A 20,957-nucleotide genomic window follows, 5' to 3' on the forward strand; every position below is an offset into this window, starting at 1 on the left:
CCTCGTCGAGAGATAGCATGGAGCACTGTTCGCGATGTCCTCGCACACCTGTTCGCGATGTCTCCGGTCCAAACAGGGGGGAGATCGGTAGCTTCGCCTCTCTTTCAACATTCGCGATTGGCGAAACGATACGTGACATTCAATCTCCCCCCTTGAGGGGGAGATGTCCGGCAGGACAGAGGGGGGCGCGAAGGAACTCGACGGCGGTCAGTTAGCCTGCCTTGCCGCGACGCGGCGCATCGAAATGACTCGGCGGCGGAGGATTTCCGTGCGCATCGCCGCTAGGTGCAGCGCGAAGAAAAGCACGGTGAAGCCGAGTGCCATCACCAGCAATGGCCACAACAGGCTTGGGTCGATGGTCGGGCCACCGAGCCGGAACACCGACGCCGGCTGATGCAGCGTGTTCCACCAGTCGACCGAAAATTTGATGATCGGAATGTTGATGAAGCCGACCAGGGTGATGATGGCGGCGGCCCACGCGGCGCGCCCGGCATCGTCGAGCGCGCGGGTCAGCGCGATGATGCCGAGATACATCAGGAACAGGATGAAGACCGAGGTCAACCGCGCGTCCCATACCCACCAGGTGCCCCACATCGGCTTGCCCCAGATCGAACCGGTGATCAGTGCAAGGGCGGTGAAGACGGCGCCGATGGGTGCCGCCGATTTCAGCGCCACGTCGGCCAGCGGATGGCGCCAGACCAGCGTGCCCAGTGCCGAGACCGCCATCAGCGTGTAGCACATCATGGCGAGCCAGGCGAAAGGCACGTGGATATACATGATGCGAACGGTGATGCCTTGCTGGAAGTCCTCGGGCGCCGTGAAGCTCATGTAGAGGCCGACAGCGAGGATGATGGCGGCAACGCTCGCCAGCCACGGCACGACCTTGTCGGCCAGCCCGACGAACCGCGTCGGGTTGGCAAGGTCCATCCAGCCGGAGAGGCGTGAAGTCGTGTCGCTCATGCCGCCTTACATAGACCGCCGGCGGAGTTGCGGCAACCGCAGCGGCGGTACGGCGTCTCCCGTTCTCCCCGTGAACGGCGGGGCAAGTTGTGTGCGTCAAGTTCTGCAAAATGGCGTGGCATTGCGTTGACGTTGGCGTGTCCGCCGCGCAGCCCCCGTGTTTAGCGGAGCGGCGGACACAATCGCATTTGGATTCTTACGAAGATGGACCCCCACCCTAACCCTCCCCACAAGGGGGAGGGAACGCTGCCGCATGCCCTTACTTCCCCTTTTGGCGCCGAAAGGCAGGCAAATTTGCCGAGGTCAGCGCCAACGGAAGTCTCCCTCCCCCTTGTGGGGAGGGGTTAGGGGTGGGGGTACGTCGTAGAGCGAAAGCCTCGGCTCTCCACCTGCGATGGCGCTGCCCCCCTTGTGGTTCCCATAGGGGAGAAGGCAAGCCGCGCTGCTCAAGCGGCTTCGTTCACCGGACGGCTGAGGCGGCGGACCTCCTCGTCGTTGAGCAGGCCGCCGGCGCGCAGCAGGCTGGCGAAGCGACCGTTGCGCAGCGACAGTTCGGTGAACCCGCCCATCTCGACCACCCGGCCCTTGTCCATGAACACGACCAGATCGGCATCGCGAACGGTGGTCAGGCGGTGGGCGATGATGAAGGTGGTGCGGCCGCGCCGCAATTCGTCGATGGCGTCCTTGACGCGGTCTTCCGTCTCGACGTCGAGCGCGCTGGTCGCCTCGTCGAGAACCAGGATGGGCGCGTCCTTCAGCACGGCGCGGGCGATCGCGATGCGCTGGCGCTCGCCACCGGACAGCTGTCCGCCGCGTTCGCCGACGACCGTGTCGTAGCCCTCGCTCTTTGACAGGATGAAATCCTGCGCGGCGGCGGCATTGGCCGCCGCATGGACCTCGTCATAGCTCGCCTCCGCGCGGCCGACGCGGATGTTGTCCTCGATCGAGCGGTTGAGCAGGCCGGCATCCTGGAAGACGGTGGCGATCGAATGGCGCAGCGACTTGCGGGTCACCGTGCGGGTGTCGATGCCGTCGATCAGGATACGGCCGCTGGACGGGGTGAAGACGCGCTGCAGAAGGTTGATGAGCGTCGTCTTGCCGGCGCCCGTCGGGCCGACGATGGCGACGGTCTGGCCGGCCTGGACCTCGAACGACGCGTCGTCGACGCCCTGCCCGGAATTGCCGAACTCGAAGCAGACATTCTCGAAACGCACATGACCCGTGACGTTGACGAGATCGCGCAGCCCATCGGGCTCGGCGGCGTCGGATGCAGAGTCCTCGAGATGATAGAATTCCTCGAGCTTGGCGCGCGCCTCGGAAATCTGGTTGGCGAAGGCCGACATCTGGTCGAGCCGGGCAATCAGCAGCGTGGCAAAGCCGGTAAAGGCGATGACGTCGCCGATGCGCAACTGGCCGTGCGTCACCAGATAGGCGCCGATCAAGAGCACCACCATCATCGAAATCGTCGACGACAGGCGGTGCAGCGCGTTGGCCATCGCCCACCAGTCGAGCACCGGATTCTGTGCGTCGAGCAGGTTCTTGACGTAGCACTTCAGCGCCTCGGTCTCATGGCCGATGCGGTTGTAGCTCTGCAGGACGGCGACGTTGCTGACCGAGTCGGTCACATGCGCAAATACCTTGTGGTAGTGCCGCTCCACGGCCGCCTGGCCTTCCTTGGTGCGCCGCATCACCAGCCGTCCGATGCCGACATAGAGCGCGCCAAGCGCCAGCAGCACCATCGACATGCGGATATCCATGCTGAGCGCGGTGGGCACCAGCAGGACCAACGCAACCGCCGTCGACAGATGCTGCCGCATGAATTCCAGCCAGAGGCTGAACAAGGTCTCGACCGCGCGCAGGAGCGTGTGCAGGGAATTGGAGGTGCCGCGCTGATGATGCCAGGCAAGCGGCATGGTGATCACGCGCTCGAACGACTGGCAAAGAACCTCGCTGCGCCGCTGGTGGGCAAAGCGGTCGGCGCCGCGCGCCACCAGCACGAAGGCGATGATGTTGAACGCGCCGAGGCCGGCCCACATTGCGAGCGTCGCGAATACCGAGCCGCGGTCCGAAATGGCATCGATCACCCGGCCGAACATGATCGGCTCGAGAATGGCGATAATGGCAAGCGCGACATTCGCCCCGCAGATAAACGCAACGCGTTTCCTGTCGGCAGCGAGATAACCAAGGGCTCGCCAGTAGATTTGCAGAAGTGACACTTCAGCTACTCCGCCAATTATTTATGGTGCAGTGCGTCATTTTTTGACTCGTATCGGTTGACGCGTCGCAAAACAATGCTCGTCTAGCTCTTCCGTTCCCATTCCGCGAACAAAAGATGACGACGCTTCGAAATTTGCCGTGATCGTCTAACAGTTTGAGATAAAAGGTGAAATGTCAGCGTTGCGGCAAAATCATGGCAGCTGGAAAGCACTGCCACAATTTTAATCAGCAAGACCCTGGGCACGACGTGTAAAGTCGTGTGCAGGCATTCAGCAAGGTCAAACGCAAATATAACCGGTAGAGGCACTTGGAGCGCCCGTGCGTGCCCTGGGAACGCTAAGCGACGCTCCAAGCCCTTGAATCTAGGCCGGTATTCTGACGACCACCTCGGCACTATCTCCGGCTTTTGGCTCGAAGGACGAAGATTTAGTCTTCGTGCCATTCACTTCAAGTGAGATGGCCCGGGCCTTTTTGTCGCGGACGACGCGTACTTTGATCTCGGCGCCCAGCATCTTCAGAGTTGCCGAATAGCCGTCCCAATGGCTAGGAAGTCTCGGCGTGAACTGGAGGCGCTGTCCGCGGCGCTCTATGCCGAGAATGCTCTCGACCGCGGCGCGATAAAGCCAGCCCGCCGACCCGGTATACCAGGTCCAGCCGCCTCGGCCGCCCTTGTCTTGCCCGGAATAAACATCGGCCGCGACGACATAAGGTTCCACGCGGTAGCGCTCCGCCGCGGCTTCATCGAGAGCATGGTAGACCGGATTGAGCATTGAAAGGCAGCGGTAGGCATCGTCGGTGCAACCCATCTCGGCCAGCGCAATGACGAACCATGTCGCCGCGTGCGTGTATTGGCCGCCGTTTTCACGGACCCCCGGCGGATAGCTCTTGATGTAGCCCGGGTCCTTTTCCGTCTTCGAGAAGGGCGGGGTGAACAGTTTGACGATGTTGAGGTCGTCGTCGACGAGCGCTTTCATCGCCTGCGCCATTGCCGTGGTCGACCGCGCCGGGTCGCCCTCGCCCGAAAGCACGCTCCAGGACTGGGCGATCGAGTCGATCTTGCACTCGTCCGACTTGCGCGAGCCGAGCGGCGTGCCGTCGTCGAAGCTGCCGCGCCGATACCACTCGCCATCCCAGGCGGTGCTTTCCAGCGCCCGTTTCAGCACCTCGGCGTGCTTCGTCCAGGCCTGCACCCGCTTGGCATCGCGCTCCGCCTTGGCGACAGCGGCAAAGTCGCCCAGCGTCTTCAGCAGGAACCAGCCCAGCCACACGCTCTCGCCCTTGCCGTGCTCGCCGACGCGGTTCATGCCGTCGTTCCAGTCGCCGCCGAGGATCAGCGGCAGCCCGGCTGGGCTGCTGCGCTTGACGGCAAGATCGAGCGCCCGCGCGCAATGGTCATAGAGCGAGGCTGTCTTCTTCGAGATTTCCGGGATGAAGAAAGCATCGTGCTCGCCTTCGCCCAGCGCCTGCCCTTCGATGAACGGCAGTTGCTCCTTCAGGATCGCGGTGTCGCCGGTCACCAGCAGGTAACGGGCCGTGGCGTGGGCCAGCCAGACCACGTCGTCCGAGATCATGGTGCGGACCCCGGCCTCGGTGCGCGGCAGCCACCAATGCTGTACGTCGCCTTCGGGAAATTGCCGCCGCGCCGCGTTGAGGATCTGATCGCGCGCCAGCTTGGGGTCATGCGCCAGCAAGGCCAAGGTATCCTGCAGCTGATCGCGGAAGCCGAAGGCACCGCTCGCCTGATAGAACGCAGAGCGGGCACGGATGCGGCAGGCCAGGCTCTGATAGGGCAGCCAGTGATTGACCATGGCGTCGAGTGCCTTGTCCGGCGTCTCGACCTGGATGGTGTCGAGAAAGCCGCGCCATGTGCGCTCGTTGTCGGCCAGCCGCTGATCGAAATCCCTGGAGCGATGGGTCTGCACCAGCGCGCTGGCCGCCTCGGGCGAGGCCGCGTCGCCGAGCAGCCAGAGCAGCGTGACGTCGCCGCCGGCAGCGATGTCGATGTCGCGTGCGATGGCCGCGCAGGGATCGTCGCCGGCCTCGACACGGCCGGACAGGCCGGCGCCGCTCAGCACGGCATGCGGAAACTCGCTCGTGCCTTGCCTGCCGATGAACTCGCCGCGATCGGCGGTGACCGAATGCACAGCACCGTCGGCGGCCAGAAAGGCGATCCGCTCGCCGAAATCGAGCCCATAGGGATTTTGCGCCAGCAATGCGCCGGTTGCGGCATCCCTCGACGGAACAATGCTTGCAGCGGTGCGCGAGCGATGGCCGCCAAGAACCCATTCCGCATAGGCGTAGACGCGCAGCCGCATCGGCACCGAACCCGAATTCTGGATGCGCAGCCGCGATATCTTCACCGGATCGACGGGATCGACGACATGGGTCAGGTCCATCGACAGCGGCCCGCGTTTTGAGCGGAACGTCGAAAAACCCTGCCCGTGCCAGGTTTCGTAGGTCATTGTCGGATCACGCACCACGGCAGCCATTGGCGAGAACGCCCTGCCACTGGCGTGATCGTAGATGTAGATGCCCTCGCCCGGCCGGTTGGTGACCGGATCGTTCGACCATGGCGTCAACTGATAGTCGCGGCTGTTGCGGCTCCAGGTGAAGGCAGCGCCTTCAGCCGAAATGTGGAACCCGAACGATGGGTTGGAGATGACGTTGATCCACGGCTGCGGCGTCGTGCCCCGGCCGGCAAGACGCACGACGTAGTGGCGTCCGCCGCCGTCGAAGCCGCCGAACCCGTTCCATTGGTCGAGCCCGCTGCCGTCGACGCGGCCCTCGATCAGTGCCTGAGCGGCCGATGCTTGCGACGTCGGCACCGGCAAGGACGGCTCGCGAAGCGCTGCAAGGTCTGCCGGCTGGAGGGCGGCGTCCCGCGCCTGCAATGCCGCGGCCTCGGCGCGCTCGATCTGGTCGAAGATGGTGCCGTTGCGCGTATGCAGCACCACCCGAGCGACGGCGAGCAAGGTCCGGTAGGTCGTTTCCTCCATCAGATCGCGGCGCACCGCGAAGATGTGCTGGCGGGGTCCGAGTTCCTTGCCGCGCAACCGGCTGTTTTCGCACAGCGTCTCCACCGCGCGCTGCAGGTCCTGCACGTAGGATGACGCTTGCTCGTTGACGACGACAAAGTCGATCATCATGCCGCGGGCGCGCATGTATTCCTGGAAGCGAAGCGCCTGGGCGACGATCTCCAGATCGGCGACATCGGCGATCCTGACCAGGAAAATCGGAAAATCGCCGGATATGCTGGTCGGCCACAGGCTGGACTGCCTGCCGAGCCCGGAGACGATGGATTCGCCCGGAAGGCGCAGGAACGGATCGGGATAGATCAGATAGCGCGCCAGCTTCTGCACATTGGCGGCGTCGGACAGGCTGAGGCCAAGGTGCCGGGTCTGTACCTGCGAGCGCGTCCAGGCGAGCATCGCCTGGCGGGCGAAGCTTTCGGGATGGTCGAGCCGTGCGATGGCGGAATCCAATTCGGCACGATGGGTACCGACGACGGTCCAGAACGTCAGCGAAATCTTCTTGTTGGCCGGCACGCGCACCTGCCGGCGAAGCGATGCGATCGGATCCAGGGTGAAGCCGGAATGGCCGCCAAGCTTGGCGCCGGGATCAAAGGCAGCCGCTTCGGTGATGGTGCGGCCGCGGCCGATGAAGGCGCGCCTGTCGGTTTCCGCCTCGGCGTCTCGCGCCGATCCAGACGGGTCGGTGACGAAATGCACCATGGTGACGTCGGGTTCGTCCTTTTCGCGCTTGCGCCTGGTGGCGAAGATCGCGCCGTTGTTCGGCGCGATTTCGGTTTCCACGAACATCTTCGAAAAAGCCGGATGGGCATTATCCGAGGGCTCGGAGCCCAGCACCAGTTCGGCAAACGAGGTTACTTCGATATGCCGGTCGGCGGGGCCATCATTGTGGAGCGTCACCCGTCGGCCCTCACCATTGCCTTCCGAGATGACGATGCACTCGACTTCCGAACGCAGCGATCCAATCGATTTGACGAAGCTCGCCTTGTCGTCGGAGAACAGCGTCTGCGCACGCTCGCCGGCGGCGCGCTTCGGCTCGGCGGTGGCCGACCACCAGTCGCCGTTGCTGGCGTCGCGCAGGAAAATATAGGAACCAAGGCGGTCCTCGGTCGGATCCGGCTGCCAGCGCGTGACGGCAAGTTCGCCCCAGCGGCTGTAGCCGGAGCCGGTGGCGGTGACCATGACCGAATAGCGGCCATTGGACATGACACTGGTCGAGCGGAGCGCCCGGAGCGGATCGAGCACGATGCGGGTATCCGGGCTTTCCAGCTCGGTCTCGTCCTTCGAGCGCTCGTCGGCCTCGGTCCTGACGGTCGCAGTCGGGATGTCGCGCGGCGCCCTTTCCTGCAGCAGCAATTCGGCCGACTCGATCACCGGATCGCTGTGGAAGCGGTCGCGCAGGCGCCCTTCGAAGATCGCATCGGCAACTGCGGCAATCGACATGCCGGAGTGGTGGGCCATGTAGTTGAGCACGACGGCGTGGTCGGTGCCCTCGGGGACGCGTTGCGGCGTGAAATCCACCGCGTCGTAGAAACCATGCCGGCCCAGTGCGCCCAGCCGCCTCAGCCTGGCCAGGTTCTGCACGGATTCATGCGGCGTGAACTGCGCTGCCAGCACGGTCGCGTAAGGCGCGATCACCGTGTTTTGGCCAAGGCCGCGCTTCAGGCCGAGCCCGGGCACGCCGAAATTGGTGTACTGGTAGGTCAGTTCACGGTCGCGGGCGTTGTAGGCCGCTTCCGAAATCCCCCAGGGAACGTTCTTCGAACGGCCATACTGGATCTGGCGCTTGATGATGAGCTTGCTGGTCTGGTTGAGAATGCTGCCTTGCGGCTCCTTCATCACTAACGGCGGCATCAGATATTCGAACATCGAGCCGGACCAGGACATCAGTGCGCCCTGGAAGCCGATCTCGACGATCGGCCGGCCGAGCCGGAACCAGTGCTCGGTCGGCAAATCGCCCTTGGCGATGGCGAACAGGCTGGTCAGCCGCGCCTCGGACGCCAAAAGGTCGTAGCAGCTTTCGTCGAGCTGATGCTCCTCGACCCGGTAACCGATCGACAGGAGCTTGCGCTCGGGCCGCATCAGGAACGAGAAATCCATCTCGAAGGCGAAGCGGCGCGTGCGCTCGCGCAAGGTCAGAAGCTTGGCCCGCAACGCCGCGACCGCGTTTTCGTCGCTGTGCGCGTCGTGCACATGCGCCTCGCAGGTGGCTTCGAGCCTGGCCGCCCAATCGGCGATGGTGTCGCTCTGGGTCGACGCGGCCTCGGTGTGGATGGCTGTCGCGAGCTTGCGTATCTCGCCGGCCAGGACGGCCAGGTTGATGGTACGGATCGACGCCATCTCCGGCTGCGCCTTGATCAATTCGACCGCCCGCCGCATGCCGTCGAGACGGTCGGCGAGCCGCTGGCGCAAGGGCCGCAATTGACGCCGGTCGTCGGGCAGTTCCTCAAGGCTTTCGTCGAGGATGGTGACGGTGTCGAGGATGCCTTCGAAGTCGCCCTGCACATGCACCGACGGCGCTTCGGCCCATTCGGCGCAGGCAGCGGCCACGGCCACCAGATGGCCGGCGAGATTGCCGCTGTCGACCGCCGAAATGTACAGCGGGTAGAGCGGCTTCAGGGTCGTCGTGTCATACCAGTTGAAGAGATGGCCGCGGTCGCGCGGCATGCTCTCGATGGTCGACATGGTCGCGTCGATGCGGTTGACGGCGTCGGAGAGGCTGATCCAGCCGAAATCGCGTGCCGAAATCACCGACAGCAGGTAGACGCCGATATTGGTCGGCGAGGTGCGGGGCGCCACCACGGGGGCCGGGCTTTCCTGGAAATTATCCGGCGGCAGATGGTGATGCTCGGCCGTCACGAAGGTCTCGAAATAGTGCCATGTACGCCGCGCCACGGTGCGCAGCGCGTGGATGTCGGCGGCCGATATGCGCAGGCGGTCCTCGGTTTCGGCCGAACGGCTGATCCAGCAGGCGATGGCGGGCGAGCCGATCCAGAACAAGGCAAAGAAGAAGGCGACGAAGGCGCCGGTGGAATCGGCCAGCACCGGCACGGCGAGGCCGACGACGCCTATGATCACCGCGCCGTACATGATGCTGTAGTAGGAGCCGAGATCGTTGTCGCCGCCCTTGTGTGCCTGCGAGGCGGTGCGCCATTCGAGCAGGTTCTGGCGGCTGACGAACAGGCGGTAGAGCGTGCGGATGATCGCGTCGCCCATCATCCAGGCAAGATGCGCCATCAGCACGATCTTCAGCGCCACCAGGGCGGTGCCGAAGGCAACGTCGCGTGCCAGTGCCGAGAAATGGCCGCGCGGCGTCTGATCGCCGCTCTTCGGCAGGATGGCGTTGACGATGTCGAAAGTGGGCGCCATGAACAGCGTAAGGATCAGCAGCGCCTGCCATTGCGCGGCCTGCGTGAAGGGCAGCAGCGTCCAGCCGGCGATCGCGGCCATCACCCAGAAGATCGGCGTCACCGAGCGGCGCAGATTGTCCACCATCTTCCAGCGCGACAGCGCCGGCACGTTTGAGCGCGGGCTGAGGATGAAGCCCAGAAGCTGCCAGTCGCCGCGTGCCCAGCGATGGTGGCGCGACGCATCGACCGAATAGCGGGTCGGATAGTCCTCGACCAGTTCGACGTCGGTGACCAAGGCCGAGCGCGCCAGGGCGCCTTCGAGCAGATCATGGCTGAGGATGGTGTTTTCCTCGATGCGACCCTTCAGCGCCGCCTCGAAGGCGTCGACATGGTAAAGACCCTTGCCGGTGAAGGAACCGTCGCCGAAGATGTCCTGGTAGAGGTCCGACACGGCAAAGACGTACGGATCGAGCCCGCGATTGGCGGAAAAGACACGCTGAAAGAACGATGCCTCGTCGCCACTGGTCAGCGACGCGGTGATGCGCGGCTGCAGGATGGAATAACCTGCCGTAACCTCGCGCCGTGCGACATCGAAATGCGGACGGTTGAGCGGGTGGCAAAGCTTGCCGGCCAGCGCAGCGACGGCGTCGCGGGTGGTGCGGGTGTCGGCGTCCAGCGTCATCACGTGGACGACGCTCTCCGGCAATGGCACTTCCAACGGCAGGAAGGTGGTGTCGCTGTCGCCGCGCAGCAGAAGGTTCAATTCGTGCAGCTTGCCGCGCTTGCGCTCCCAGCCCATCCAGACGCCTTGCGACGCGTTGTAGAGCCGGCGCCGATGCAGCAGATAAAAGCGCGGCGCCCCTTCCGAGGGATAGCGGGCGTTCAGCCTGGCGATTTCGGCGCGGGCGAATTCGAGGATTTCGACGTCCGCCGTGTCGATCTCGGTCTTGGAGTCCGGCCAGTCGGAAAGCAGCGCGAAATAGACTTCGCCCGCCGTGTTGGCGAGGTGATGCACCTCGATGTTGCGGATGTTCTCCTCGACATCGTCGCGCGAGCCGATCAGCGACGGCACCACCACCAGCGTGCGCGCCTCGGGCGGCACACCGTGCCTGAAATCATAGCCGATGAGACGCGTCGGCTTCAAAAACAGCGAGACGACGGTGTTGAAGAATGCGAGCGCGCCTTCGCTGGCCGGCACCGCGAACAGGGCCAGCATCAGGACGATCGACGGCACCGACAGGCCGAGATTGGCAAGCGCATTGCCGGAAACGACCAGAAGCAGGACCGTCAGCGCAAACACCGGCACGACGATGCCCAGCCATCCGGTCTTGCGGAAGGTCCGGTTGAGCGTCTTACCGATGGTCGGCCGGTAGCCGATCGACCGCTCGAGCTCCTGCCGGCGCGGGCCGACCAGAAAGAAGCCGACGTCGGTGTGAGCGATCGGACCGTTTTCGGAGCCCGGTGCATCGGCAGCATGGCCGGCGAGCTCGATCGCCCTTTCGGCAACGCGAAATTCGGAGAGATCGGAACGGCGCGCCAGTTCCTCGATCGCAGTCCGGTATTGGTCGCGCGAAAAGAAATCGAGCGCGGCGAAATCGGTGCGTTCGCGCAGCAAGGTGTCGATGCGACTGACGCCCTCGAACCACACCGTCCAGTCGATGTCGTTGATCAGGCGCAGGCCGCGGATGATGTTGCCGGTGGTCACGTTGCCGCTGGACAGCGTGTGGTGCTCGCTGAGGATGATCTCCTCGGCGTCGGAGCCGGTCCGTTCCAGCTCGCCCTCCAGCCATTCCAGCGCCCTGCCGGCATTTTGCGAGCCGTCACGCAGCCGGTAGAGCAACTGGGTGGCGAAGGTGGTGTCCTGCGCATGGGCGCTGTAGTGGGAAAGTATCGCCTGCCGGTCGGCGCTGTCGTCCGTCGCCAGCACACGGTCGGCGACCTCGTTGGCGATCTGGCGCAGTTCCCGCGTGCGATTGACGCGGACCGCGATCCGGCGAAGGTTCTCGATCAGGACGAAGCGCAGCAGCGACGGCAGCGCCCATAATTCGCCAATCTTCAGCGGCTCGACGGACTGGAAGCCTTCGACGATCGCCTTGAACATGGCCGATGAGACGGAACTGTCGGAATGCGCGACATAGGTCCACGCGACCGCCAGCGCGCGCGGCACGCTGGATCCATCCGACAGTTTCAGCGTCGGCAACTGACGATAGAAGCGGCGTGGCAGGTCGCGCTTGACCTGAAAAATGGTCTCCTCGACCAGGTAGTTGTTATCGAGCAGCCACTGCGCCGCGGGCGTGATCGTTTCGCCCCTCGCCTGGGCAGCGTTGGTGGAACGGTAGACATCGAGAATTTTCCTGGCGCTGTCGCGGATGCGCGCCTGAAAATCGAAAGGCGTCAGACGGAACAAATCCTTGGCATCGCCATTGGCAAGGGCTGCGCCCAAAGCGCGCAGGCGATCTTCCGGCAGGAAATTGGAGCGTATCGGCTCGTCGGTGACAGCCGGGAAGCTGGCGCTCGTCTTTTCGATCTGTGCGAGATTGGTCTGGATATTCATCTAAGGTTCCGTGTTGGGGACGCAGTGCGGCGTCACCGCCACGGCAATGTCCCTAAAACCGGTCCAAATGCAATTGGTTGCATCGCAACACTTGGCCGAAAGTTTGTTTCCGCACCACGACAAGATGCCGTCTTTCGACAACTTCCAGACGAGCACTATGAGCATCGTTTCGGCTTCTGATCGGCGGAAGATTCAGGCTTTTTCGTGATGCAGCGACCAGCTTACGCGATATTTGGCCGGCGTCACGATCATGTTTGGAAACAGACGTTAATCGTTGCCGGCAATGCGGTCGATGCGGATCACGAACAGCATGGCCGGCCGGACCGGATCCAGGCGCAGTTCCGGCGCTTGCGCCCCGAGCAACAGCGCGTCGAGCGGCCCAAGTTGCATGGGCGCCGCGCCGGCCACGCTGAGTTCGCCGTCGACGCACAGGATGAGTGTTTCATCGGCTTCGGCCTGGATCTCCGTCGGAGCCGAAATCAGCAGGCGCTCGACCGTGTGGATCGCCCGGGCGCGGCGGGTCATGACGTTGAGGTCGGTGATCGGACCGGCGATCGGCGTGGCTTGCGTCGGCACGTCGGCCGGAAAGGCAAGCGGTGCGGAAGCCTTGGTGATTTCGACCGGTAGCCGGCCGGCGATGCCGAGGATCATGCCCTCGCCTTCCAGCAGGGCCAAGGTCCGATCGACGCCGGCGAAGCCGGAGAACGGCCCGCCGCCCTCGACCAGCGCCATCGAGACGCGCCAGTCGAAATCGTCGAGCCCGGCACCAGGCGGCGAGACGGCAATCTCCGTCGTCACCCCGCCGCCGTTCTTCCACGGCATCGAGCGGTATCCGGCTGCCCGAAGGATGTGCAAGGCGCGGCTCAGCCCAAAATGCCGGGCAGGTTGAGCTGGTTCTCCCGGGCGCACTCGATCGCGATGTCATAGCCGGCATCGGCGTGGCGCATGACGCCGGTCGCCGGATCGTTCCACAGAACCCGCTCCAGGCGCTTGGCCGCCTCGGGCGTGCCGTCGGCGACGATGACCATGCCGGCATGCTGCGAAAAGCCCATGCCGACGCCGCCGCCATGGTGCAGCGACACCCAGGTGGCGCCGGACGCGGTGTTGAGCAAGGCGTTGAGCAACGGCCAGTCGGAGACGGCATCGGAGCCGTCCTTCATCGCCTCCGTCTCGCGGTTCGGCGAGGCGACCGAGCCGGAATCGAGGTGATCGCGGCCGATGACCACCGGCGCTTTCAGTTCGCCCCTGGCGACCATCTCGTTGAAGGCGAGGCCGAGCCGGTGGCGATCGCCAAGCCCAACCCAGCAGATGCGCGCCGGCAAGCCCTGGAAGGCGATGCGCTCACGCGCCATGTCGAGCCAGTTGTGCAGATGGGTGTTGCCGGGGGTCAGCTCGCGCACCTTGGCGTCGGTCTTGTAGATATCCTCGGGATCGCCGGAAAGCGCTGCCCAGCGGAACGGGCCGATGCCGCGGCAAAACAGCGGACGGATGTAAGCCGGCACGAAACCCGGGAATGCAAAAGCATTCTCGAACCCCTCCTCCTTCGCCACCTGGCGGATGTTGTTGCCGTAGTCGAGCGTCGGCACGCCGGCATTCCAGAACGCCACCATCGCCTCGACATGCTCGCGCATCGACGCGCGGGCAGCTTTTTCGACGGCCTTCGGGTCGGAGGTGCGTTTCTCGCGCCACTCGGCCAGCGACCAGCCCTTGGGCAGATAGCCGTTGAGCGGGTCATGCGCCGAGGTCTGGTCGGTGACGATGTCGGGGCGCACGCCGCGCCGCACCAGTTCCGGCAGGATATCGGCGGCGTTGCCGACCAGGCCAACCGATTTCGCCTCACCGGCTTTGGTCCAGCGCTCGATCTTTTCCAGAGCCTCGTCGAGCGTGTCGGCGCGCTCATCGACATAGCGGGTGCGCAGCCGGAAATCGATGCGATCGGGATCGCATTCGACGGCCAGGCAGCAGGCGCCGGCCATCACCGCGGCGAGCGGCTGGGCACCGCCCATGCCGCCGAGGCCGCCGGTCAGGATCCATTTGCCCCTGAGATTGCCGCCATAATGCTGGCGGCCGGCCTCGACGAAGGTCTCGTAGGTGCCCTGCACGATGCCTTGCGTGCCGATGTAGATCCACGAGCCGGCCGTCATCTGGCCGTACATCATCAGGCCCTTTCTATCGAGCTCGTTGAATTTCTCCCATGTCGCCCAGTGCGGCACCAGGTTGGAATTGGCGATCAGCACACGCGGGGCGTCAGGATGCGTGCGGAACACGCCGACCGGCTTGCCCGATTGCACCAACAGCGTCTCGTCGTCGCCAAGCGTCTTCAGCGAGGCAACGATGCGGTCGAAATCGTTCCAGGTGCGCGCCGCCCGGCCGATGCCGCCATAGACGACCAGTTCGTTGGGGTTTTCGGCGACGTCTGGGTCGAGATTGTTCATCAGCATGCGCAACGGCGCTTCCGTCAGCCAGGTGCGGGCGTTGAGCTCGCTGCCGCGCGGGCTGCGCACTTCACGGATGTTGTGGCGAGGATCGGTCATGATTGTCCCTTTCGAGTGAGGTCCACCGCGCGTCAGCGTTCGGCCCAGGCGATCGCGGTTTCCAGGATCTTCTTCAGCGTGACGCGGATCGGCGCCGCGAATTCGGCCTCGTAAGGCACCGGCCAGTTAGCCGGTTCGCCCTTGCCTTCGGGCTCGCGCATATAGCCGCGGTTGGAGAGTTCCATCTGCAGCGCGTGGACGCCGGCTTGCGGCTGGCCGAAATGGCGCGTGATCCAGCCGCCCTTGAAGCGGCCGTTGACGACGTAGCTCTCGCCGGTTTCGGCGAGGATCTGGCCAACCGTCGCCTGCAGCGTCGGATCGGCGCTCTTGCCGTCATTGGTGCCGAGATTGAAGACCGGCAATTTGCCTTCGAAAAGGCGCGGCAGCACCGAGCGGATCGAATGGCAGTCATAGACGACGACCTTCCCATGCAAAGCGTGCAGCCTGTCGATCTCAGCCTGCAGGGCGGCATGATAGGGTACGAAGAACTTCTCGCGGCGCTCGTCGATCTCAGACGGCCCCGGCTCTTCACCCTTGCGGTAGAGCTGATCGCCGTCAAAGGTCTCTGTCGGGCAGAGCCCGGTCGTCGTCTGGCCGGGATAGAGCGAAACGCCGGACGGATCGCGGTTGACGTCGATAACGGTGCGCGAAATCGCCGTATGCACGACCGTCGCGCCGAGGCTCTCGGCGAAGTCATAAAGCTTGTCGATCCACCAGTCGGCGTCACGGCGGCCGAGCCAGGGCGAGACCAGCCGGCTGTCGAGGCCGGCGAGATCGATGCCGGTATGCGGGATCGAAACCAGCAGGGGTGCTGTGCCTTGGGTGACGGTGAGCCAGGAGGGTGAGGTCATCGGAAGTCTCCGCGCGACAGAACGCGACCTTGCAATCGTCCGTGAACACCGGCCTCGCTTTTTGCCGGTCGCAACGCATTTTGTTCTTGCTTTGTGCCGGCAGCTATGCTACTAAATTCGGTATGGTGCTGATTCGGCCCGACGACCCGCCTTTGAGGCGGGTTTTTTGTTTCTGGATTTGAAAGTTTCGGTGTTGCCGGGCTGAGGTTGGCGGGACAGCGCCCCCCTCTGTCCTGCCGGACATCTCCCCCTCTAGTGGGGAGATTGGCAGCTTCGGCGCCTCGCTCAGTCCTGCAACGCTGGAGATTGGCGAAAGCCGAGACGACAGCCAATCTCCGGCAGGACAGAGGGGGGCGCGACAGAACGCGGCCTGTGACGGTGAACCGTCTCACGACGTCACCCCCGGCAGCTTTACCGCGCTTGCCGCTTCGACCGCCGCGCCGCTGCGTATCATGGCGATGGCCTTCTCCATGTCGGGGTGGAAGTGCCGGTCGTTGTCGAGATGCGGCACCTCTGCCCTGACCAGCCGGCGCACCGCCTCCAGTGCCGCGCTCGAGGCCAGCGGTGCGTGGAAATCGCAGCCTTGCGCGGCGGCCAGCAATTCGATGCCGATGACGGCCGTCGCATTCTCGACCATGCCGATGAGGCGGCGCGCGCCATGCGCCGCCATCGAGACGTGGTCTTCCTGGTTGGCCGAGGTCGGGATCGAATCGACGCTGGCCGGATAGGCCTTTTGCTTGTTTTCAGAAACCAGTGCTGCCGCCGTGACCTGAGGGATCATGAAACCGGAATTCAGACCCGGCTTGGGCGTGAGAAAGGCCGGCATGCCCGACAGCGCCGGATCGACCAGCATAGCGATGCGCCGCTCCGACAGCGAGCCGATCTCGCAGACGGCGAGTGCGATCATGTCGGCGGCGAAGGCGACCGGCTCGGCATGGAAATTGCCGCCCGAAAGTGCGGAGTCGTCCTCGGCAAAGATCAGCGGATTGTCGGTGACGCCGTTGGCCTCGGTGCCGAGCGTCTCGGCGGCCTTGCGGAGCACGTCGAGCGCTGCGCCCATCACCTGCGGCTGGCAGCGCAGGCAATACGGATCCTGCACACGCTCGTCGCCGACGCGGTGCGATTCACGGATGGCGCTGCCGGCCATCAAATTGCGCAACGCCTCGGCCGTCTCGATCTGGCCGCGATGTTTCCTGAGCAGATGGATGCGTGGATCGAACGGAGCGTCGGAGCCCTTGGCGGCATCGGTCGACAGCGCGCCGGCGACCAGTGCCGACTGGTAGAGCACTTCCGCCTCGAACAAAGCGGCAAGCGCATAGGCGGTCGAAAACTGGGTGCCGTTGAGCAGCGCCAGGCCTTCCTTGGCGCCCAGTGTCACCGGCTCCAGGCCGTGCGAAACGAAGGCGACCTTGGCGGGAAAGCGGCCATGCGGGGTAAAGCACTCGCCGACGCCGATCATCACGGCGGTCATGTGCGACAGCGGCGCAAGGTCGCCGGAAGCGCCGACCGAGCCTTGCGCCGGCACCACGGGGATAACGTCGTTGGCCAGCATCGCCTCGAGCAGTTCGATCGTCCGCGGCCGCACGCCGGAGGCGCCCTGTGCCAGGCTGGCCAGCTTCAGCGCCATCATCAGCCGGCAGATTGCGACGGGCATCGGCTCGCCGACGCCGGCGGCATGGGACAGCACGATGTTTCGCTGCAACGTTTCCAGGTCGGCGGCGGGGATGCGGACGCTGGCCAGCTTGCCGAAGCCGGTATTGATGCCATAGACCGGCTCGCCCTTGGCAACGATCCTGGCGACGGCCTCGGCGCTGGCCTTGATCTTCGGCCGGCAGGCATCGTCGAGCCTCAGTGCGGCGCCGCGATAGATGGCGCGCCAATCGGCCAGCGTGGCATTGCCCGGCCTTAGCTTGAGTTCGGTCATTGTCCCCTCCAGATGCGGGCATGCAGCGGGTTGAAGCCCATGCGGTAGACGAGTTCGGCCGGGCGCTCGACGTTCCAGATCGCCAGATCGGCCGATTTTCCGGCCTCCAGCGTGCCGGTCTGTCCAAGCAGCCCGAGCGCGCGGGCAGCCTCGCGGGTAACGCCGGCAAGGCATTCATCGACGGTCAGGCCGAACAACGTCGCGGCCATGTTCATGGTCAGCAGCAGCGAGGTCAGCGGCGACGTGCCGGGATTGTTGTCGGTGGCAACGGCCATCCTGACGCCATGCTGGCGAAACAAGGCGATCGGCGGCTTCTTGGTCTCGCGGATGAAGTAGTAGGCGCCGGGCAGGATGGTCGCCACGGTTCCGGCCTTCGCCATCGCCGCCGCACCGGCCTCGTCGGTGTATTCGAGGTGGTCGGCCGATAGCGCACCATAGCGCGCCGCAAGTTCGGCGCCGTGCAGATTGGACAGCTGGTCCGCATGGAGCTTGACCGGCAGGCCCGCCGCCTTTGCGGCATCGAACACGCGGGCGATCTGCTCCGGCCAAAAGGCAATGCCTTCGCAAAAACCGTCGACGGCATCGGCCAGGCCCTCGGCGGCGACGGCCGGCAAAATCTGCTTTGCAACAAGATCGATAAAGGCGTCCTTGTCGCCTTTTGCTTCGGGCGGCAGTGCATGAGCGCCGAGGAAAGTGGTCCTGACCGTCACCGGCCGCTCACCGCCCAGCCGTCGTGCGGCGCGCAGCGACTTCTTCTCGTTTTCGAGGTCGAGACCGTAGCCGGATTTGATCTCGACGGTGGTGACGCCTTCCGCGATCAGCGCATCGAGGCGCGGCAGCGACTGGGCGACCAGCTCGTCCTCGCCGGCGGCGCGCAGTGCCTTAACCGAGGAAACGATGCCGCCGCCGGCCTTGGCAACCTCCTCATAGCTGGCGCCGGCCAGCCGCATCTCGAATTCATTGGCCCGGTTGCCGGCATGGACCAGATGGGTATGGCAGTCGATCAGGCCGGGCGTGATCCAGCGGCCTTCGCAGTCGGTCGCCTCGGCGCCTTTGCTAAGTGCTGCCGGCATGTCGGCTTCCGGCCCGGCATAGACGATCCGGCCATTGCGCACGGCGATTGCACCGTGCTCGACAACGCCTGACCCGGGGCTGCTTTCGGCCATGGTCGCGAGGCGCGCATTGCGCCAGAGGCGAAGCTCTCCTGCCCGGCTTTTGCTCTCTGCAGCCATCATCTTTTCCGTTTCAATAGGTGACGATTATGTATATACATATGAAAAGGCACTGCAAGCGCTATCATCGCACGGCAGACCGGGATTTGGAGAAAAACGTGACGGCAATCTTTGCGGAACAGGCGCTTCTGCCCGACGGCTGGTACGGCAATGTGCGGATCGTCATCTCGGACGGCAGGATCGCCACGGTCGAGGCGAATACCTCGCTCCTGCCTGGCGACGAGCGCTGTGCCATCCTTTTGTCCGGGATGCCGAACCTGCATAGCCATGCCTTCCAGCGCGGCATGGCCGGCCTTGCTGAATTGCGCGGCCCTTCCGCCGACAGTTTCTGGAGCTGGCGCGAAGTGATGTACCGTTTCGCGCTGTCGATGACGCCGGACCAGGTCGAGGCGGTTGCGGCCCAGCTCTATGTCGAGATGCTGGAGGCCGGGTTCTCGCGCGTCGGCGAGTTTCACTATCTCCACCACGACCGTGACGGCCGGCCCTATGCTGACATCGCCGAGATGGCGCAGCGCATCGTTGCCGCAGCGTCCGAGACAGGCATCGGGCTGACTTTGCTGCCCGTCTTCTACGCGCATTCCTCTTTCGGCGGCGCTGCACCAAATGAAGGCCAGCGCCGGTTCATCAACAATGTGAACCAGTTCTCGCGGCTTGTTGAGAAATGCCGCGAATCCATTCGCGCGCTGAATCAAGGCGTCGTCGGCGTTGCCCCGCACAGCCTGCGTGCCGTGACACCGGAGGAACTGGAAAACATCACGGTGATGGTGCCGGAGGGGCCGATCCACATCCACATCGCCGAGCAGATGAAGGAGGTCGAGGACTGCCTTGCCTGGTCCGGCGCGCGGCCGGTCGAATGGCTGCTTGCCAACGCCAAGGTCGACCAGCGCTGGTGCCTCATCCACGCCACCCACATGACCGAGACCGAGACGACCGATTTGGCGAAAAGCGGCGCCGTTGCCGGCCTCTGTCCGATCACCGAGGCCAATCTCGGCGACGGCACCTTTGCCGCGTCCTTGTTCATGCAGCATGGCGGCCGCTTCGGCATCGGCTCGGATTCAAACGTACTGATCGGCCTGCCGGACGAGTTGCGGCAGCTCGAATATTCGCAGCGCCTCGCCCACCGCGCCCGCAACGTGCTGGCGGTGGCCGGCGGCTCGACCGGCCGTGCTTTGTTCGATGCCGCGCTCGATGGTGGCAGTGCCGCGCTGGGCGCCGGCCTCTCGCAGATCGCAGCAGGTGCCTCGGCCGATTTCGTCTCGCTCGACGGCAAGCATCCATCGCTGGCCGGCAAGACGGGCGATGCAATCCTTGATGCCTGGATTTTTGCTAACGGCACCAAGGTCGATTGCGTCTGGGTGCATGGCAAGAAACTGGTCAGCGGCGGCATGCATGCCAGGCGCGATGCCATCGCCGAGCGCTTCCGCAAGGTGATGACGGCGCTTTCGGCATGAGCATAATCGGGACAATAAGCGCGGATTCCGGAAGCGCGGACGGCGGCGAGGTTCTTTCGCTGCACCAGCGCATCCTGTCGGACATCAGCGAACGGATCCTGTCGGGTGCCTGGGCGCCCGGCCACCGCATCCCGTTCGAGCATGAACTGACGGCCGAATACAGATGTTCGCGCATGACAGTGAACAAGGCACTGTCGCAACTGGCCAAGGCCGGGCTGATCGAGCGCCGGCGTCGCTCCGGCAGTTTTGTCCGCCAGCCGCAGTCGCAGGCAGCCGTTCTCGAAATCCACGACATCCGGATCGAGGTCGAGGCACTTGGCCTGCCCTACCGCTACGAGCGCATGGCGCGAAACAGAAGGCGCAGCAGCGCCGACGACCGCGCCCTGCTGGAACTCGACGTCGCCGGGCCCGTGCTGGTGCTGGAATGCCGGCATTTCGCCGGCAAGCGGCCGTTCGCCCACGAGCAGCGGCTGATCAACCTGGCTGCCGTGCCGGAGGCCGCCGAAGAGGCGTTTTTCGACACGGCGCCCGGTCCGTGGCTGATCGGCCGTGTGCCGTGGAGTGCCGCCGAGCATCGCATTCGCGCGGTTGCCGCCGAACAGCACATCGCGGCGGCGCTCGACATCGAGACCGGCGCGCCGTGCCTGGTGATCGAGCGGCGGACATGGAGCGCCGAGCACCCCGTCACCCATGTCCGCTTCACCTATGCGGCAGAAAACCACACGCTGGTGGCGCGGTTCACGCCGTCGCAGGGGTAAACCCTCCCCCTTGAGGGCAGGGCTATCGCATATGAGTGATGGCATTGATGAGATAGTCGTCGTTCCAGGCGCATTTCTTGATGCGATGGCTGATGGG

The 20,957-nt window shown here is 64.6% G+C and carries 10 protein-coding genes; 2 read left to right on the top strand and 8 right to left on the bottom strand.

Going from position 1 to position 20,957, the window contains the following annotated elements:
- Positions 1–207: 207 nt before the first annotated feature.
- The 8 genes from NKI39_RS32430 to hutI form a co-directional block, all read right to left on the bottom strand.
- A complete protein-coding gene (locus tag NKI39_RS32430) occupies positions 208–960 on the bottom strand; it encodes a heme ABC transporter permease (RefSeq protein WP_352820534.1) in 753 nt (250 codons plus the stop codon).
- A 446-nt stretch (positions 961–1,406) separates the two neighbouring features.
- On the bottom strand, positions 1,407–3,176 hold the full coding sequence (locus tag NKI39_RS32435) for a glucan ABC transporter ATP-binding protein/ permease (RefSeq protein ID WP_352473659.1): 1,770 nt from the start codon (positions 3,174–3,176) through the stop codon (positions 1,407–1,409).
- Positions 3,177–3,539: 363 nt separating this feature from the next.
- The gene (locus NKI39_RS32440) at positions 3,540–12,110 is read right to left on the bottom strand and encodes a glycoside hydrolase family 94 protein (protein WP_352837026.1); all 8,571 of its coding nucleotides are present in this window, start codon (positions 12,108–12,110) and stop codon (positions 3,540–3,542) included.
- Positions 12,111–12,377: 267 nt separating this feature from the next.
- Positions 12,378–12,965: a HutD/Ves family protein gene (locus tag NKI39_RS32445; protein WP_352837029.1), complete on the bottom strand. Its 588-nt coding sequence runs from the start codon at positions 12,963–12,965 to the stop codon at positions 12,378–12,380.
- Positions 12,966–12,973: 8 nt separating this feature from the next.
- Positions 12,974–14,644, bottom strand: coding sequence for a urocanate hydratase (gene hutU / locus NKI39_RS32450; protein WP_352837030.1), 1,671 nt, complete (start codon positions 14,642–14,644; stop codon positions 12,974–12,976).
- Positions 14,645–14,676: 32 nt separating this feature from the next.
- Entirely contained in the window at positions 14,677–15,495 is an 819-nt protein-coding gene (hutG, locus tag NKI39_RS32455; RefSeq protein WP_352771513.1) for an N-formylglutamate deformylase, read from the bottom strand.
- A 388-nt stretch (positions 15,496–15,883) separates the two neighbouring features.
- Positions 15,884–17,419, bottom strand: a complete 1,536-nt coding sequence (gene hutH, locus NKI39_RS32460) for a histidine ammonia-lyase (protein WP_352501464.1) — start codon at positions 17,417–17,419, stop codon at positions 15,884–15,886.
- Positions 17,416–18,651 carry an imidazolonepropionase gene (gene hutI / locus NKI39_RS32465; RefSeq protein WP_352837033.1) on the bottom strand — a complete coding sequence of 412 codons (1,236 nt, stop codon included), beginning with the start codon at positions 18,649–18,651 and terminating at the stop codon, positions 17,416–17,418. Before hutI ends, hutH begins: the two co-directional genes overlap by 4 nt.
- Before the next feature lie 98 nt (positions 18,652–18,749).
- Between hutI and NKI39_RS32470 the strand changes: the two genes are divergently transcribed.
- Positions 18,750–20,102: a formimidoylglutamate deiminase gene (locus NKI39_RS32470; RefSeq protein WP_352837035.1), complete on the top strand. Its 1,353-nt coding sequence runs from the start codon at positions 18,750–18,752 to the stop codon at positions 20,100–20,102.
- Positions 20,099–20,860, top strand: a complete 762-nt coding sequence (gene hutC / locus NKI39_RS32475; RefSeq protein WP_352837037.1) for a histidine utilization transcriptional repressor HutC — start codon at positions 20,099–20,101, stop codon at positions 20,858–20,860. Before NKI39_RS32470 ends, hutC begins: the two co-directional genes overlap by 4 nt.
- Positions 20,861–20,957 lie beyond the last annotated feature (97 nt).

This window comes from Mesorhizobium sp. M0664 (assembly GCF_040320565.1).
Lineage (GTDB): Bacteria > Pseudomonadota > Alphaproteobacteria > Rhizobiales > Rhizobiaceae > Mesorhizobium.